The sequence below is a fragment of the Priestia sp. TGN 0903 genome (assembly GCF_050846855.1).
In the GTDB taxonomy this organism is placed as follows: Bacteria; Bacillota; Bacilli; order Bacillales; family Bacillaceae_H; genus Priestia; species Priestia zanthoxyli.
This window is the reverse complement of the sequence record NZ_JBOZGL010000002.1, coordinates 176,956-195,140: the sequence shown is the minus strand read 5'-3', so window position 1 is coordinate 195,140 and position 18,185 is coordinate 176,956. Positions and strand designations below refer to the sequence as shown.

Below are 18,185 nucleotides of genomic sequence, written 5' to 3'. Positions count from 1 at the left end.
TCCTGCCTGCTACAGGATTCTGTCTTCCGTTTTTTGGCTATGAAAAAGGCTAGTTTTCACTAGCCTTTTATACTCATATAATCATTGCTTAACAGATATCAGCTTATTTTTTAAGCGTTTTTTCAAACTCTTTAAATTCTTTATCCGTTTGAGGCACTGTAATGTCACCGTCTAGAATTTTTTGCTTATACTCATCAACTGCTTTTAACGCATCTTTGCTTACATTATCTTGTGATGGAGCAATTCCCACTCCGTCTTCTTTTAAGCCAAACACAACCTCTTTACCGCCTGGGAATTTGTCGTCCATTGCTTGTTTTGCAACATCTTCTACAGCCAGGTCAACGCGTTTTACCATCGAAGTTAACGTTACGTTTTCAGGCATACCTTCTTCATGCTGATCGCGGTCAACTCCAATTACCCAAACCTTTTTGTCTTTACCGCCTTTTGAACGGTTTTTAGCTTCTGTAAATACGCCGTTTCCAGTACCGCCAGCCGCTTGATAAATAATATCAGCGCCTTTGCTGTAAATGGTAGAAGCGATAGCTGAGCCTTTTTCTGGAGAGTTAAAACTTTCCGCGTATTGAGAAATAACTTCAGCGTCTGGGTTTACAGATTTAACACCTGCTTTAAATCCGTTTTCAAACTTCTTGATTAATGGAGATTCAACGCCTCCGATAAAGCCGATTTTGTTCGTTTTCGTTTGTTTCGCTGCCACTACACCTACTAAGAAAGAGCCCTGCTCTTCTTTAAATAGAATGCTTGCCACGTTATCTAAGTTTTCTGACTTTAGCGTATCGTCTACTAATGCAAAGTTAGCATCTGGATACTGCTTCGCTGCTTTTTTAATGTCTTCTTTTAACAAAAAGCCAATTCCATACGTCAAGTTATAGCCACTCTCAGCAAATTTAGAAAGGTTGCTCTCGTATTCAGATGCTTTTGTAGACTGCAAATATTTGTATCCAGTCCCTTCATCAAGTCCGTTGTCTTTCCCAAACTTTGTTAGACCTTCCCAAGCAGATTGGTTAAACGATTTATCATCTACCCCGCCCGTATCTGTTACCATTCCCACTTTAAAATCCGCTGCTTTTTTATCTCCGCTGCTCTTATCTGCGTCGTTTGAGCCACACGCGCTTAAAAGTGTTCCTGCCGCTAATACTAGTGATAATGCAAGTCCCGTTTTACGTTTTAACATGTTTTAACCCCCTGAATAGTTTTAAAAGTATAAAGCCAATTTTCTATTTCGTCCCTGTGACCTACATTTGACACCTCCTTAAAAGGACAATGTTAAATAGTTGTAAATTTTCTGACATTTAACCATAAAAAAACTAGACGCGTTTACGCAGTACTTGGAAACTAAATTGATCTGCTTTAAAATAATTGATGGAATATAAAATGGGTTCATCATACTGGTCATAATGCATTTGTTTCAGCACAAGCAAAGCGGTTTCTGGCTCGCATTGTAAAATAGGAGAAACTTTTTCATGATAGCCTAGAGGCTCAATATTTGCCACGGCGTATGAAATGTGCTTTCCTGCTTGTTTTTCAAGAATTTCTAGCAAAGATTCCTGTTTATATTCGAAATTTTCAGGCAATATTTTTTGAGGAACCTTGTCCATGCAATATACAACAGGCTCTCCGTTTGCCGTTCTCACCCGTTCAACAAATAAAATCTGTTCGTCTTCCCCGCAAGCAAAACGTGTTAAATCATTTTCAGACAACTCTTGTATTTGAGAAGATAAGAAGATTGTTCCGGCCTTCATACCAGCTTGTTCAATCATATGTGTTATACTATTTAATTGCTCAATCCCTGACAAAAAAGTAGGCTTCGTGTTGACAAATGTTCCCACGCCGTGTCTGCGAACAATAATATTCTCTTCTTCTAATATGCGAAGTGCCTCACGTAGCGTTGCGCGGCTAACCCCTAGCTGCTTTGATAAATCAAACTCTGAAGGGAGTCTTTCCTTTTCTTTAAAAATTCCTTTTTCTATATTTTGTTTAATTTTATCAATCACTTGTAAATACAAGTGCCGATTATCCGCACGTATAGACATCACTCTTCCTCCATATTAAAAAGTCATCAGACCTCTGATGTTCGACTACTTAATCGAAAATAATATATCATTTTTCGACAGATAAATAAATAGGTTATATTAATTTTTTGTTAAAATTTTTAATATTTTTTAAAAAAAATGAATTTTTGTTATTTTTTAATGTCAGCATACCTAACAACCTACTTTTCTTCTAATATTAGATAAAACCCAAACATTTTAGTCATTAAATTTTTTAATATTCGTTTTTATTTTATTTATTTAGCATGACATATTTTTGTATAATACTATTCTTACCGTCTCTTCTTCCATAAAAAAATGAGGTTGAGACATAACTAAATGAATCCAATCTAAAGACAATCAAATAAGATACATGAGCTGAAACGCTTGCGACACCGCAGTTGATTTCCGTGCAAGACTTCGGTTTCCACGGGCGGGCGATGGGCCTCCTCGTCGCTTACGCTTTTCCCGCAGGAGTCTTCACCTTGTCTTTCAGTCAACTTCTAGAAGGAACGAAACGGATGAAACCTATATTCACCCTAACAAAAAAAACGAACCGCTAATCAGACATGTTGATTAGTGATTCGTTTTTCACTTAGGCTAAAATACTTTTGTCCCAGCTCCATCTTTTTTAATAACCTTATTAAGATCCAACATCTTCATTTTGCTGAGAAATCAGCACCGAACGCGGCTTACTTCCTTCGTAAGGCCCAACCACTCCACGATCTTCCATCGCATCGATTAAGCGTGCAGCCCGGTTATAGCCAATTCGAAAGCGTCGCTGCAGCATAGAAACAGAAGCTGTTTGCATTTCTGCCACAAGCTGAACCGCTTCGTCATATAGCTCATCTGCAAAATCATCGACTTGTTCAGGGGCATCTGTTGGAATCATTTCTTCTTGATACTGTGCTTTTTGCTGTGCAATTACAAAATCAACAATCTCTTCTACTTCTTCATCTGATAAAAAGGCACCTTGCACACGCACAGGTTTTGAAGCTCCAACAGGCATGAACAGCATATCTCCTCTTCCTAGAAGCTTCTCAGCTCCTCCCATATCTAGGATCGTACGAGAGTCAGTTTGTGAAGATACACTAAAAGCGATTCGGGAAGGAATGTTTGCTTTAATAACTCCAGTAATAACATCTACTGATGGTCGCTGTGTAGCAATAATCAAATGAATGCCGGCAGCACGAGCCATTTGAGCAAGACGTGTGATCGAATCTTCGACGTCAGATGAAGCAACCATCATCAAGTCAGCCAACTCATCAACAATCACCACAATATAAGGAAGAGTCGGCTGTTTTGCATCGGCGTCTCCATCATCATTCATACGTTTTACTAAATCGTTATATCCTTCAATGTTTCTTGTTCCGCTGTGTGAGAACAACTCATAACGTCGCTCCATCTCACTTACAACTTTCTTTAATGCTTGAGAAGCTTTTTTCGGATCTGTTACGACAGGAGCCAATAAATGGGGAATACCATTGTACATATTCAACTCAACCATTTTAGGGTCAATCATCATTAATTTTACTTCATGAGGCTTTGTTCTCATTAAAATACTAATAATAATACCGTTGATACACACACTTTTTCCGCTTCCTGTTGCCCCTGCTACAAGCATATGAGGCATTTTATTAAGCTCTGCTAGCACAGCTTCGCCTGAAATATCTCTTCCTAAACCAACTAATAGCTTTTTATCAGGTCGGTTATTTTCAGTCGCTTCAAGTACTTCTCTAAGTGAAACCATCGCTACTTCTTCGTTCGGCACTTCAATTCCTACCGCTGATTTCCCGGGAATTGGAGCTTCAATCCGAATATCTTTGGCAGCTAATGCAAGTGCTAAATCATCACTTAAATTGACAATCTTACTTACTTTTACTCCTACATCAGGATATACTTCATATTTTGTAACAGCTGGTCCAAGGTGAACTTTTGCCACTTTTGCTTTTACGCCGAAACTTTGAAACGTTTTTTCAAGCTTTTCGGCATTTTTATAAATGTTTTTATGCTCTTTTGCCTGGTTACTTTTCTTTGGCATCGTCAATAGCTTGATAGGAGGAAGCTCATACTCTTTATTTTCCGTTTCAGTAAAGGTAATCATAGGAGCTTTTTCTTCTTCCTGTTCCTTTTGCGGCCTTGGCTGTTGCGGTGCAGCAGCTACAGGCTTCGATTCCATAACCGGAGGCACCGGAGCTATAGGAGCAGCAGGAGATTGACTAGACTCTTCCTCTCCATAATCAAAGTGTTCAATAATTGGAGGCGAAGGTGCTTCCACTTCTATTTCCACGCTTTCTTCAGGTTCTTGAACAGCTTTTTCTTGGCGTCTCTTTTTTGTTGTTTTAGGGGCTTTTTTCTTCTTATGTTTCCACGTCTGAATATCTTGCCAGCCTTCTTTTAACTCCGTTGTTAAAAAATTAACTAGAGGTGACAGAAGTTTTAATACCGTTTCGTGAAGCGAACGTCCGGTAATGAGCAGTACCCCAATCACAATAAGCAAGGCAGCGATAAGTTCTGTTCCTAAGCTATCAAACAGATAGTAGAACATGGCAAACATAATAGCTCCTATCATCCCTCCCCCTAAATCACTGTGATTCGATTGTCCCGTTGCTTCGAGCATATACAAATCCCACGTATTCATAATGACAGATGGATCTGTAAACGTTCCGTTTTTCGATAAATTTTCAAATAACGTCACGTGACTAAACAGTAAAATAGATAAAATAATGAGGTATGTACCGATAAGCTGCCGCGTCACTAAAGGAGGCATTTCTCTTTTCCAAATAATATAAACAGATAGAATAACCATTCCGATTAAACACAGCATATACCATTCGCCAATAAATAAGCGGACCACGAGTACAAGAGCCTGTCCTACAGCACCGAGTCCTGCCATGGCAATTAACGTTAACGCTAATAAAAATAAGCCAATAAGCTCAAAGCGCAATATGCGTTTCCATTCATCCTTTTTTATTTGACCTCTTCGTTTTTTCTTTGCCATTTTTCCACTCCAATCAACGTCCAACACCCTATGTTGATTTTGTTTCTTTTATCAGTTGAATAAAAAAGCAGCCAATACAGCGGCTGCCTTCTTCGTCATATTCATTATACCATATTCACCATAATTATACTGAAATCCTTACGACAAAATTTGACCAGGATAATAATTTTCATTCAAATAATCTTGAGGATTCGTGCTTAAAACCCTCACAATTTGCTGTTGTTTTTGTTCATTTTCTTCAACGATAACCGGGATTCCATTATGATTAATAAGCTTTGGCTGAGATTGTTCTTGATGATAAGACTGCTGAAAAATCAGTTCTTGTGGCATCATTGTATATAAAATCATTGCAGCAGCTGCTCCTCATTCTGACGTCCTTGCTCAATCAGTTCATTCAATTTTTTGATTGCTTGAGCAACTCCGCCTACTTCGTTAATTAACCCGTATGAAACAGCATCTCCGCCAACTACATTTGTCCCGATATCACGCGTTAAGTTCCCTTTTGAAAACATAAGTTCTTTAAACTTTTCTTCTGAAATATGAGAGTGTTCTCTCACAAAGTTAATCACGCGCTCTTGCATTTTATCTAAGTATTCGAATGTTTGCGGTACACCAATAACAAGACCCGTTAAGCGAATGGGATGAATGGTCATGGTCGCTGTACCGGCAATATACGAATAATCAGTTGAAACCGCAATTGGAACACCGATTGAATGTCCGCCTCCTAGCACAATGGACACAGAAGGCTTGGATAACGAAGCAATCATTTCCGCAATGGCAAGACCTGCTTCTACATCTCCACCTACTGTATTCAAAATAATAAGCAATCCTTCAATTTTTGGATTTTGTTCAATCGCCACAATTTGCGGGATGACATGCTCATATTTTGTCGTTTTATTTTGAGGAGGCAGCTGCATGTGCCCTTCGATTTGTCCTACAATCGTTAAACAGTGAATATTAGAATCCTGAGGAAGCTGAGCCACGTTGGTCTGTCCCAATTGTTGAATTTTATCTAATATTCCGCCCTTGCTTTCTTCATTTTTATTAGGCTGCTGAGGCGCTTCATCAGAATGTAATCTTTCGTTATTTTCAAACATATTCTAGCTCCTTTCACTTATTGATAGTAGTAGTATGAGCTTCTCATAGTTATTACATCCGCATCAGCTGCAAATAAAAAGCCTTCCCAGCGGGAAGGCTTCACATTAGATTTCCATGATAATCGGTAAAATCATCGGTTTACGACGGGTTTTTTCATATAAAAATTGATTTAAACTTTCTCTCATTTTTAATTTTAATGAAGACCATTCGATCACTTTGTCTTCCATACACTTTTCTAAAATTTGCTGAACAATCTTCGTTGCCTCTTCTAAAAGCTTTTCTGATTCTCTTACATAGACGAATCCGCGGGAGATGATTTCTGGCCCCGCTACTACTGTTTTTTGACGTTTATTAATCGTAACTACTACCGTTAAGATTCCGTCCTGTGACAGCAGCCTGCGATCCCTCAGAACGATATTCCCAATATCGCCGACGCCTAGTCCATCAATGAGCGTATTTCCCGCTTGAATAGAACCGCTAGGGTACATGCGAGCATCTTTAAACTCAACTCGCTCACCTTTTTCAAGCAAACAAATATGATCTTCTGATATTTCTAATTGACCGGCTAGCTTTGCATAAGCTTTTTGTTTTCGATACTCTCCATTCACAGGCATGATATATTTCGGCTTTGTTAAGTTAATCATAAATTTTAATTCTTCTTGACTGCCGTGTCCGGAAGCCTGTACTTTCTTCTGAGCAAACACTACGCTTGCTCCTAAACGAAAGATGACGTCAATTGTTTTTGAAAAGGTCGTTTCGTGCCCCGCCACGGGTGTAGCAGCCAGCAGGACCGTGTCATCTTGTTTGATTTGAATAAATTTATGGGACTGTTTAGCCATTCGAGTAAGACCTGAAATCGGCTCTCCGTGATGACCTGTTGTTAAAATAACCGTTTCATGTTCTGAAAGATCCTTTAGCTTTTGCACAGGAACAATTAAATCCTCAGGCAGCTGCAAATGTCCAAGTTTTGCTGTAATATCAATGATTTTCAGCATACTCTTTTCCATAACGATCAGGTTACGGCCATGCTGATATGCGGCATGAATAACTTGCTGAATACGGTGCAGATTGGAACTGTATGCAGCAACAATGATTCGACCTTTGCTTTCATAAAAAGCGTCGGTAATATTTTGTCCGATGACGGCCTCGGAAACTGTATAGCCTGGCTTATCCGCATTTGTACTGTCTGAAAGCAAACACAGGACGCCTTTTTCCCCAATGGCAGCCATTTTTCCAATATCAGCGCTTTGAATGCTGACTGAGTTTTGATCAAATTTAAAATCACCTGTATATACAATCGCACCTTGATTGGTTTGTAAACAAATGCCGACTGAATCTTGTATACTGTGCTGCGTTCTAAAAAATGAAATATCCACTCCTTCAAACGATAAAACCGTTGACGAAGTGATAGGATGTAAAGCCTCATATTTTTTAATTCCATACTCTTTTAACTTTTCTTTGATAAGTGCTAGCGTTAATTCTGTACCATATACCGGCACGTCCAATTTTTGAAGTATAAAGGGAATAGCCCCAATTTGCTCTTCATGTCCATGAGTAACAAAAATGCCTTTTACGTTCTGCTGATTTTCTACTAAATATGTAATGTCAGGAATGACAATATCAATTCCTAACATTTCCCCTCCCGGAAACTTTGACCCTGCATCTAACACATATATGTTTTCATTGATTTCCACCACATACATGTTTTTTCCAAGTTCTCCGACTCCACCCAAGGCTGAAATTTTAATATTTTCTGTCTTTTCTAGTACCATAAGTTCCTCCTACTTACTTTCACCCGTACAATTTCATTTGCTTACATTATAACTGAAGTAAGAATTGGAATACAAGAAATTTCATTCGTCTATTTCCGTCATGTGCTCTTCTATTATCTTATAAGAAAAAAACGTCTCTTCATCAACTCGTATATACGGTCAATGAAGAGACGTTTAAAAAACATACTTATAGCTTATAGCGTATTTAATGTGCTGACTAACGTTTGGCGTTCTTCTTCCGTTAACGGAACTAAAGGTAATCGTACCGATCCTACGTCTAACCCTTTTAGCTGTAAAGCTGTTTTAACAGGCGTTGGACTTGGAGCCGCAAAAAGAGATTTCATCACAGGTACAATACGCTGATGAATTTTTGCTGCTTCTTTCGGATTTCCTGACTCATACAACTTAACCATCTCTTGCATTTCATTTCCAATAACGTGAGAGGCAACAGAAATAATCCCAGTTCCTCCAATTGCTAATACCGGCAGTGTTAAGCCATCATCACCGCTGTATAAAGCAAAATCATCGCTTGTTTGTGCGATAATAGCTGTCATTGCGTCAAGGTCGCCGCTTGCATCTTTTAACGCTACAACATTTGGCAGTTCAGCTAGGCGTACAATTGTATCCACAGACATATTGATCACGGATCGCCCTGGAATATTGTATAACATGACAGGCAGCTCTGTACTTTCAGCAATTGTTTTAAAGTGCTGATATAAGCCTTCCTGATTCGGCTTGTTATAATAAGGTGCTACAATCATAATCGCATCTACGCCGATTTCTTCTGCCTTTTTCGTTAATTCAATTGATGCATACGTATTATTGCTTCCTGTACCTGCAACAACAGGTACACGGCCATCTACTACCTTTACTGAGTGGCGGAACAGCGCCAGCTTTTCTTCTGTTGAAAGCGTAGGAGATTCACCCGTTGTTCCTGCAATAACCAACGCATCTGAACCGTTGCTGATTAAATAGTTAATAAGCTGCGTTGTTTTTTCAAAATCAATATTTCCTTTATGATCAAAAGGCGTTACCATCGCTGTTGCGACTTTCCCAAAATCAATCATGTTTTCACTCCTTGAAATTGCATTATCCCTATTCATGTAATGAACCGTTAGCTTATAGCTAACGGAACATGTAGTTTATCTTTTTTGCGGTGCTTTTGACAAGTCAAAGGCACCATGAAGAGCATTAACGGCTTTCTTTAAATCCTCTTCTTTTACAAGCACCCAAATCGTCGTATGGCTGTCAGCAGATTGTAAAATCTGAATACCTTCGCTAGAAAGAGCTGTAACAATTTTAGATGTAACACCAGGCACCCCTGCAATTCCTGCTCCAACCGTTGATACTTTGGCACAGTTGCGAATAACAGCCGGCTCATACCCTAGCGCATGAAGCACATCAATTGCTTTGTCAGTTGCTTCATCTGTTACCGTATATACAACACCCTTCGGTGAAATATTGATAAAATCTACGCTGATTTTTTCTTGTGCCATTGCTTTGAATACCTCTGCTTGCGTATCATAATGGCCTTCTTTACTAAAAACTTTAATTTGAGTCACGTTGGATACGTGGGCGATTCCTGTTACAAGGCGTTCTTGCACATCGCTTCCACGCTGCTGTGCTTCACCTTGAGATGTAACGAGCGTACCTTCTGAATCAGCATACGTGGAACGGACGCGCATCGGTACTTTTGCTTGCATGGCGATCTCTACGGCACGTGGGTGAACTACTTTTGCACCTTGATAAGCCATGTTGCATATTTCGTTATATGTGACAACGGATAGCGGTCTTGCATCTTCTACAATACGCGGATCCGCTGTCATCACACCTTCTACATCCGTGAAAATGTCAATGTAATCAGCCATAAGGGCTGCACCTAACGCTGAAGCAGATGTATCGCTACCTCCGCGTCCAAGCGTTGTTGTATCACCTTCAGCAGTTGCCCCTTGAAAGCCTGTTACGACAACGACATCATATTCTTCTAATTCTTTTAACAAACGGTCGCATTTCATTTCTAGTATCTTGGCATTGGTAAAATCATCATTCGTCACAAACCCTGCCTGTGCACCGTTTAATGCTGTAGCTTTAATCCCATTTTCGTTTAATAAATTTGTAAATACAACCGATGAAATTAATTCTCCGCATGCCATAAGCATATCAAGCTCACGTTTGTTAAGAGACGCTTTATTTCCATCAACAAGTGAAAGCAATGTATCCGTTGCATACGGTTCACCTTTTCGTCCCATTGCCGATACAACAACGACTACTTTGTAACCCTCACTTAATGCATTATTTAAATGATAGATTGCTCTTGCTCTTCCTTCTTCGTTACGAACGGAAGTTCCTCCAAATTTTTGGACGATTATTTTCATACTTACACCTCATCATGTTCCGAGACACTCTGGTTGCGCTTATTTTACTAAGCTAAGCTTAATAAGTGATTCTGCAATTTGTACAGAATTCCAAGCTGCACCTTTTAACAAGTTATCAGAAACGATCCACATATGGAAACCGTTATCGCGATCTAAATCTTTACGAATACGGCCGACAAACACATCTCGTTTACCTACACAGTCTGCTGGCATTGGATATACTTGATTTTCTGGATCATCTTGCAATACGATACCAGGTGCATCAGCCAATAAATTTTTCACATCAGCTACCGTTACACCGTCTTTTTCAATTTCAATGTACACTGACTCTGAATGACCTGTTACAACCGGTAGACGAACACAAGTAGCAGCTACTGGCAATTCAGGCATGCTCATAATTTTTTTCGTTTCATTAATCATTTTCATTTCTTCAAATGTAAAACCGTTATCTTGAAATTTATCAATTTGCGGAATGGCATTAAAAGCAATTTGATAATGTTTTTTATCTCCACCAACCGGTAAAATTTCCGGTGTAAACTCTTTTTCTTCTAAAATAGCTTTAGCTTGTTCTTTTAATTCATTAATTGCAGCAGCACCTGCTCCAGAAACGGCTTGATACGTTGATACTAGCACTTTAGATAAGCCGTATGTTTCGCGTAATGGCTGTAATGCTGCTACCATTTGAATTGTAGAGCAGTTTGGATTAGCAATGATTCCGTTATGTGCGTGTAATGCATCTTCGTTCACTTCCGGCACAACTAACGGGACATTTTCATCCATTCGATAAGCGCTTGTGTTGTCTACAACGATTGCTCCGCGTTTTACTGCCTCTGGTGCAAGTGCTTTTGAAATGCTGCCGCCTGCACTGAATAAAGCAATGTCTACGCCTTCAAAGCTATCAGGAGTTGCTTCTTGCACAACAACTTCTTCTCCGTTAAACAACACTTTTTTACCAGCTGAACGAGCTGAAGATAATAACGTTAATTTACCAACTGGAAAATTACGCTCCTGTAGGGTTTTAATCATTTGTTGTCCTACTGCACCTGTTGCTCCTACTACTGCTACATGTAATTCTCTTGTCATTTTAATACCGCCTCCAACAATTTTCAACTACTCAACATTTATCTGCATATACTGACTATTTTAACATATTATTATGCTTCATTGCGTCAAAGAAGAGAAGATTTTTAAAATCTTCTCTTCTTTGAGATTGAGAGTTCTCTTACAGCCGCAGTATTGAACAGATTCATACAACAGCAAGAGGCATATATGTCCTATGACTCTTGACCGTCGCGGAACCTTTCGACAATAACAGGCTGAATCTGTTTATCTTCAAGCGCTGCGTACACCGTGTCTGATAACATCGTCATACGCGCTACCATTGAATTTGGTTTAAGCACCGGGTCATCTTGACCAAATGGAATAAAATAAATATTTTTAGTCGCCATTAGCCTCATTAAGTTTACACCATTTAGCCCTAGTGCGTCATTAGTCGAAATTCCCAGTACCACTGGCTTATTATTACGAAGCGTTGCTTTAGCTGCCATGAGTACCGGAGATTCAGTCATTGCATTCGCAAACTTACTCATCGTATTCCCAGTGATTGGGGCAACTACCATACAATCAAGCGGAATCTTTGGTCCTAGAGGCTCTGCTTTTACAATTGTATTGATGACGGCGTGACCTGTTAATTCCTCAATTTTCTTCACCCAGTCTTCTCCATCTCCAAAACGAGTATTTGTGGATTGTACAGTGTAAGAAACAACCGGTAACACTTCTGCTCCCAAATTAACAAGCTTTTCAATTTCTGGCATAACCGCATCATACGTACAGTGAGATCCGGTCAAGCCGAATCCTATTCTTTTACCTTTTAATGACATTATTTTTTCTCCTCTCTCGCATCCGCAGCGTCTTTTAATAAATTCACTAATACATTAGCGACAATCTGACCTGCTGTTTTTGGAGCCACAATCCCTGGAAGACCAGGTGCTAAAATAGCTTTAATTCCTCGTTTTTCTGCATAGCGGAAATCGGTTCCTCCAGGCTTTGAAGCTAAATCAATAATGAGCGCGTGGGTCGGGACATTAGATAATGTCTTAGCCGTTAAGATGGGGTATGGAATGGTGTTAATACATATATCACTATCAGCAATTTCTTTATCGAGTTCAGAAAGATAGAAAGGCTGCAAACCCATTTCAGCAATACGTGCTAAATGTTCAGATTTTCTAGCTCCTACTTTTACATTGGCACCAAGTGCAGCAAAGGACCTCGCCACGCTCATTCCTACTCTTCCTAAACCTAGGACAGAAATATTTGAACCGTGAATGGTAAAATCCGTATGTTGAATAACAAGCATGATGGTACCTTCAACAGTAGGAATAGAGTTATAAATTGCTACATCATCACGCTCAAATAGCTGAACGAGTTTACGGTTTGTCGTTTTGACTAATTCGTTTAAATACCCATTGCTAATACCAGAATAAATAATGCAGTGCTCAGGCGTTTTTTTAAGTATTTCTTCAGTCAATACTACTTTTTCATTTGAAAAAATAGTATCTACTTGCCCTTCGTGATTTGTTCCAGGCACTGGAAGGATGATGGCGTCAACATCTGAAAAATCCAGCTCCTCTATCTGATATTTCGTCGCACCTGTAAAACCATGATCTAGCTGATCAAAACCAATAAGAGAGGTTTTTGCATCTAATTGAATTAATTTTCGAATGACTTCAAGCTGCCTAGCATCACCGCCAATTACAGCTATGTGCAAATCCGTTAACATGTTTCATTTTCACCTTCTTTAACATTAAATAGATGTATCCTTCGCTTAAACCATCGAGATGTAAAGTGCTATCATTACGCCCTAGAATGCCTATTGCTTTTCTTCAACATACTATGTAAACACACAGGAATCGGTGAATCTTTATCCCTGAAAATAAAAGAAACGAGATGCAGGAAGCATCTCGTTTGTTATTTTGTTGACTCATTATTTATGTCTTCTAGCTGATGAACATTTACAATCACCATATCCGTACCAATTTTTTCGATATTCCCCCACGGCACTCGCACTTCATCTCCTTGTTTTCGAAATCCAAACCACTTCACAGATGGAATAATAAGCGCATTAATTTGTCCCGTATGTTCATTAATTTCAAGATCTGTTTGCCCTAAAATACCCAAACGCTCTGCTCGCTTAACATCTACAATTTCTTTTCCACTCAGCTCACTTAATCTCATGAAATCCCTCCTTTCATCTAATTTATTGAACAACCATACAAAAAATGACATAAAAATAAGGCTGGCTCAATTATTTTAGCCAACCTTACTTTTATGGTTTAATTTCCTTTAAAACCCTTAGGTAAATCTCCACTCGGGCTTATTAATGAAAGCGCAAATTCGTCTTTGAAAATATCTCGTGCAAGACCATTTACACTATCTTTAGTCACGGCATTAACAAGGTCTAAAATCTCATCTAATGAACGGTGATAGCCCAGCATTAACTCATTTTTTCCGTTTCTGCTCATACGGCTATTTGTACTTTCAAGACTCAGCATTAAGTTTCCTTTCAGCTGCTCTTTGCTGTTAGCAAGTTCTTTATCTGTAATACCTTTGTCTTTCAAATCATAAAGCGTTTCTTGAACCGTATCATATAATACGTCGAGCTGATGGCTTCCAGTTCCCCCATAAATCGTTACAAGACCACTGTCTCGATAAGAAGAATGATAAGAGAAAACAGAGTAAGCCAAGCCGCGCTGTTCACGGACTTCTTGGAACAAACGACTGCTCATGCTTCCGCCAAGCACGTTGTTTAATACAATTAAGCTATATACATCTTCTCCGCCGATTGGCAAACCTTTAAAGCCAAGGCAAAGATGAGCTTGTTCTGTCTCTTTTTTGCGCGCAATATGATTTGTATGGAACTCAGGCTGAACATATTGATGAGCGGAATGACTTGACGTATATGTACCAAAATAGTTTTCCACCTGTTGTATAAAACTCTCATCAATGTTTCCAGCTACTGAAATAACGATGTTTTCAGGAATATACATTTGCTCCATATATTGACGAAGCGAATCACCGTTAAATGTTTTTAACGTATCTTCCGTTCCTAAAATTGGATACCCTAATGGATGATTGCCATATACGGCTTTTCCTAATAGATCGTGTACAATATCGTCAGGTGTATCTTCATACATTTTAATTTCTTCATATACAACATTTTTTTCACGAGCTAATTCCTCTTCATCAAATGAAGAATTAAAGAACATATCCGCCAGCACATCTAGCGCTTGATCTGCGTGTTCGTCTAATACTTTTGCATAGTAGCACGTGTATTCTTTAGAAGTGAATGCATTTACTTGTCCCCCAATGCGGTCGAAGCTTTCTGCAATTTCACGAGCAGATCTTGTTTTTGTTCCTTTAAAAAACATATGTTCAAGAAAATGTGATACACCATTAATTTCAGGGTGTTCACTTCGAGAACCCGTTCCGATCCATACCCCAATGGCCACAGATCGAACAGTTGGGATATTTTCCAATACAATTCTTACACCATTTTTGCACGTATATCGTTTTATCAAGCTAGTGCCTCCCTTTTGCTTATCTCACTTACTTCTTAGTAGAAGAAGGTATTTTCATCATTCTTTCTTCATCTAGCATTGTTGACACATCGCTAACTTTCAGGCCTTTGCGTTCAATATCGGTTAACAATTGGTCAAGCGATTCAGCCGTTGATTCAGTCGGGTGCATCAGTACAATAGCCCCTGGATGAATCTTTTTCATTACTCGATTAATTAACACTTCTGAACTTGGCTTTTGCCAATCGATTGTATCAACTGTCCACATGATTGTACTCATTTTTAACTGAGAAGCAAGCGTTACTACTTCGGGGCGAAAACTGCCGCTCGGCGGAGCAAACCATTTTACTTTTTGTCCCGTAGTAGATGTAATAATATCATTCGTTTTTTTAAGCTGCTGATTGATTTGACTAGCCGATAAAGTGGCCATATCAGGATGAGAATAAGAGTGGTTTCCCACTTCATGCCCTGCGTCTACAATCATTTTTGCCATATCTGGATTATTTTTAACCCATTTTCCTTCTAAAAAGAAGGTTGCTTTAGCATGGTGCTTTTTCAGCACTTCTAACATTTTAGGCAAATACTCGTTCCCCCATGCTACGTTCACTGTAAACGATACCATAGGCTTTTCATCGTGTCCACGGTAGATAGGTTCCTGTGGTAAATCCTTCAAGTGAACCTTTGGTCTAACCTGTTTGTACACTAATTTTTTTTCATCAAATTTACCCGCAGGTTTCATATTTTTATAAGAAGCAGCAAGATCAACTTTTATGCCGTTATAGCCAGGAACCCGTTTCCAAACGGGATCGATTCGTGCATTCGCTGCTGGCTTTTCATAATCTTTTGCTTTTTCTTCAATCTTTTGATATAACGCATCATGCTGAGCTGATACAAGTTGTACATCGGATTTAAGTGCTTCTATATATGCTTCAGCAAAAGGATTATAAATAGATTTATATGTAATTGCCAGTAAAAATAGAAATGCTGTAAATTGCACAATGGTTCTCTTCACTTATCCTTCCCCCTTTACCATTTAAAATATGTATAAAGAGGACAAGGTAGAACAAACATCTACAAACGATAAAATCGCCCTACACATGGATTTTCTTCATGTATGGACGATTTCACAATATCTATATAGTAGTAAAAGAAGATTATTTTGTTTCTTTTGCTTTTTCTTCTTTTTCTTTTTGTTCTTTTAAAATTGCTTTACGAGATAAGTTAACGCGACCTTGTTTATCAATTTCCATGACTTTAACTAAAAGCTCGTCACCAATCGCTACAACGTCTTCTACTTTTCCAATACGCTCTTCTGCAAGCTCTGAAATATGAACAAGCCCATCTTTTCCGCTGAAGATTTCTACAAATGCACCGAATTTTTCAATTCGTTTTACTTTTCCTAAGTACATTTGGCCGACTTCAACTTCGCGTACAAGATCTTCAATAATTTTCTTCGCTTTTTCATTCATCGGCTGATCAATAGAAGAAATGAAGATTGTACCATCTTGTTCGATATCAATTTTAACGCCTGTTTCTTCGATGATTTTATTGATTTGCTTGCCGCTTGGTCCAATAACATCACGAATTTTATCAGGGTTAATCGCCATTGTAAGGATCTTAGGCGCATATTGAGAAAGCTCTTGACGAGGCGTAGCAATCGTTGACATCATATGATTTAAGATTTGCATACGGCCTTTTTTTGCTTGTTGAAGGGCTTCGTCTAAAATTTCACGAGATAACCCGTCAATTTTAATATCCATTTGAAGCGCAGTTACGCCATTTTCGGTACCTGCTACTTTAAAGTCCATGTCTCCTAGGTGATCTTCCATTCCTTGAATGTCCGTTAGAATCGAGTAGTGTTCACCTGATTTGATCAGACCCATTGCAATCCCTGCTACAGGTGCTTTAATTGGAACCCCAGCATCCATCATTGCAAGCGTGCTTGCACAAATACTTGCTTGTGAAGTAGAACCGTTTGACTCTAATACTTCAGATACAAGACGAATTGTATAAGGGAAATCTTTTTCATTTGGAATAACCGGTTCAAGTGCACGTTCACCTAGCGCACCATGTCCAATTTCACGACGACCCGGTCCGCGCATCGGTCTAGTTTCACCAACACTAAATGAAGGGAAGTTATAGTGATGCATGAAGCGTTTAGATTCTTCTACACTTAAACCATCTAAAATTTGCACATCGCCAAGTGCACCTAATGTACAGATGCTAAGCGCTTGAGTTTGTCCACGCGTAAATAATCCAGATCCGTGTGTACGTGGAAGCAAGTTTGTTTCAGAAGAAAGTGGACGAATTTCGTCAATACTACGGCCATCAGGACGTACTTTTTCTTCTGTGATCAAGCGACGCACTTCACTTTTAACAAGCTTCGACAAAATTTCATTCACTTGATTTAGTACTTCTTCTTCTACATCTTGCTCTTCAAATTTTGCAGCTACAGCGCTTTTCACTTCTTTAATCGCATTTTCGCGCGCATGCTTTTCTTGAACTTGAACAGCACGGTTCATGTCACCTTCTGCAATTTCACGAACTTGACGCTCAAGGTCAGCATCAACAGTATAAAGCTCAACTTCAACTTTTTCTTTGCCTACTGCTGCTACAATTTCTTCTTGGAACGCAATTAATTTTTTAATTTGCTCGTGTCCAAACATAATTGCTTCTAACATCACTTCTTCCGGTACTTCATCAGCGCCTGCTTCAACCATGTTGATCGCGTCTTTTGTACCAGCAACCGTCAGATGAATATCGCTTTTTTCAAGCTCATCTACCGTTGGGTTTACAACAAATTCATTGTCTACACGGCCTACGATTACGCCTGCAATAGGACCTTCAAATGGAATATCAGATACTGATAATGCTAATGAAGAACCAAACATTGCTGCGATTTCTGAAGAACAGTTTTGGTCTACGCTCATTACAACGCTGACAACTTGAACTTCGTTTCGGAAACCATCTGCGAATAAAGGACGAATCGGACGGTCGATTAAACGGCTAGCCAAGATTGCTTTTTCACTTGGTCTGCCTTCACGTTTAATGAATCCACCTGGGATTTTACCGACTGCATATAAACGCTCTTCATAGTTTACTGTTAACGGGAAGAAATCTACATTTTTAGGCTCTTTTGAAGCCGTTGCTGTACTTAATACAACTGTGTCTCCATAGCGGATTAATGCTGCGCCATTTGCTTGTTTTGCCAACTGGCCAACTTCAACTTCTAGCTTTCGTCCAGCTAGATCTACAGAGAACACTCGTTTTTCTTGTTCCATATCGACGAGTACCCCTCTCTACATATAAAATATGTA

Annotated in this window: 15 protein-coding genes; all 15 read right to left on the bottom strand. The window is 39.1% G+C overall.

Translation table 11 applies throughout. From position 1 onward, the window contains the following. Positions 1–103 precede the first annotated feature (103 nt). Positions 104–1,192 (bottom strand): BMP family lipoprotein, encoded by a 1,089-nt coding sequence (locus tag ACRPLY_RS07385; RefSeq protein WP_028411388.1) that lies wholly within the window; start codon positions 1,190–1,192, stop codon positions 104–106. Positions 1,193–1,325: 133 nt separating this feature from the next. Continuing rightward, positions 1,326–2,051, bottom strand: coding sequence for a GntR family transcriptional regulator (locus tag ACRPLY_RS07380; RefSeq protein WP_028411389.1), 726 nt, complete (start codon positions 2,049–2,051; stop codon positions 1,326–1,328). 640 nt (positions 2,052–2,691) lie between these two features. After that, the gene (locus tag ACRPLY_RS07375) at positions 2,692–5,049 is read right to left on the bottom strand and encodes an FtsK/SpoIIIE family DNA translocase (RefSeq protein ID WP_047749914.1); all 2,358 of its coding nucleotides are present in this window, start codon (positions 5,047–5,049) and stop codon (positions 2,692–2,694) included. Between the two features lie 138 nt (positions 5,050–5,187). After that, positions 5,188–5,397, bottom strand: coding sequence for a YlzJ-like family protein (locus ACRPLY_RS07370; RefSeq protein ID WP_028411391.1), 210 nt, complete (start codon positions 5,395–5,397; stop codon positions 5,188–5,190). Beyond that, positions 5,394–6,146 carry a ClpP family protease gene (locus ACRPLY_RS07365; protein ID WP_013058820.1) on the bottom strand — a complete coding sequence of 251 codons (753 nt, stop codon included), beginning with the start codon at positions 6,144–6,146 and terminating at the stop codon, positions 5,394–5,396. The genes ACRPLY_RS07370 and ACRPLY_RS07365 overlap by 4 nt, the downstream gene beginning before the upstream one ends. Before the next feature lie 105 nt (positions 6,147–6,251). After that, complete coding sequence (locus ACRPLY_RS07360; RefSeq protein WP_432231707.1) at positions 6,252–7,919, bottom strand: ribonuclease J; 1,668 nt, start codon at positions 7,917–7,919, stop codon at positions 6,252–6,254. Positions 7,920–8,113: 194 nt separating this feature from the next. Next, entirely contained in the window at positions 8,114–8,986 is an 873-nt protein-coding gene (gene dapA, locus ACRPLY_RS07355; RefSeq protein WP_013058822.1) for a 4-hydroxy-tetrahydrodipicolinate synthase, read from the bottom strand. A gap of 75 nt (positions 8,987–9,061) precedes the next feature. Next, a complete protein-coding gene (gene dapG, locus ACRPLY_RS07350) occupies positions 9,062–10,294 on the bottom strand; it encodes an aspartate kinase (RefSeq protein ID WP_028411393.1) in 1,233 nt (410 codons plus the stop codon). 39 nt (positions 10,295–10,333) lie between these two features. Next, positions 10,334–11,377 (bottom strand): aspartate-semialdehyde dehydrogenase, encoded by a 1,044-nt coding sequence (gene asd, locus ACRPLY_RS07345; protein WP_013058824.1) that lies wholly within the window; start codon positions 11,375–11,377, stop codon positions 10,334–10,336. A gap of 191 nt (positions 11,378–11,568) precedes the next feature. After that, positions 11,569–12,174 (bottom strand): dipicolinate synthase subunit B, encoded by a 606-nt coding sequence (locus tag ACRPLY_RS07340; protein ID WP_013058825.1) that lies wholly within the window; start codon positions 12,172–12,174, stop codon positions 11,569–11,571. Beyond that, complete coding sequence (gene dpaA, locus ACRPLY_RS07335; RefSeq protein ID WP_013058826.1) at positions 12,174–13,073, bottom strand: dipicolinic acid synthetase subunit A; 900 nt, start codon at positions 13,071–13,073, stop codon at positions 12,174–12,176. The genes ACRPLY_RS07340 and dpaA overlap by 1 nt, the downstream gene beginning before the upstream one ends. Positions 13,074–13,261: 188 nt before the next feature. Next, entirely contained in the window at positions 13,262–13,528 is a 267-nt protein-coding gene (locus ACRPLY_RS07330) for a YlmC/YmxH family sporulation protein (RefSeq protein WP_013058827.1), read from the bottom strand. Between the two features lie 98 nt (positions 13,529–13,626). Further along, positions 13,627–14,871, bottom strand: coding sequence for a M16 family metallopeptidase (locus ACRPLY_RS07325; RefSeq protein ID WP_028411394.1), 1,245 nt, complete (start codon positions 14,869–14,871; stop codon positions 13,627–13,629). 28 nt (positions 14,872–14,899) lie between these two features. Then, on the bottom strand, positions 14,900–15,880 hold the full coding sequence (locus ACRPLY_RS07320; RefSeq protein WP_016765374.1) for a polysaccharide deacetylase family protein: 981 nt from the start codon (positions 15,878–15,880) through the stop codon (positions 14,900–14,902). A 142-nt stretch (positions 15,881–16,022) separates the two neighbouring features. Continuing rightward, on the bottom strand, positions 16,023–18,149 hold the full coding sequence (gene pnp / locus ACRPLY_RS07315) for a polyribonucleotide nucleotidyltransferase (RefSeq protein ID WP_014458473.1): 2,127 nt from the start codon (positions 18,147–18,149) through the stop codon (positions 16,023–16,025). Positions 18,150–18,185 lie beyond the last annotated feature (36 nt).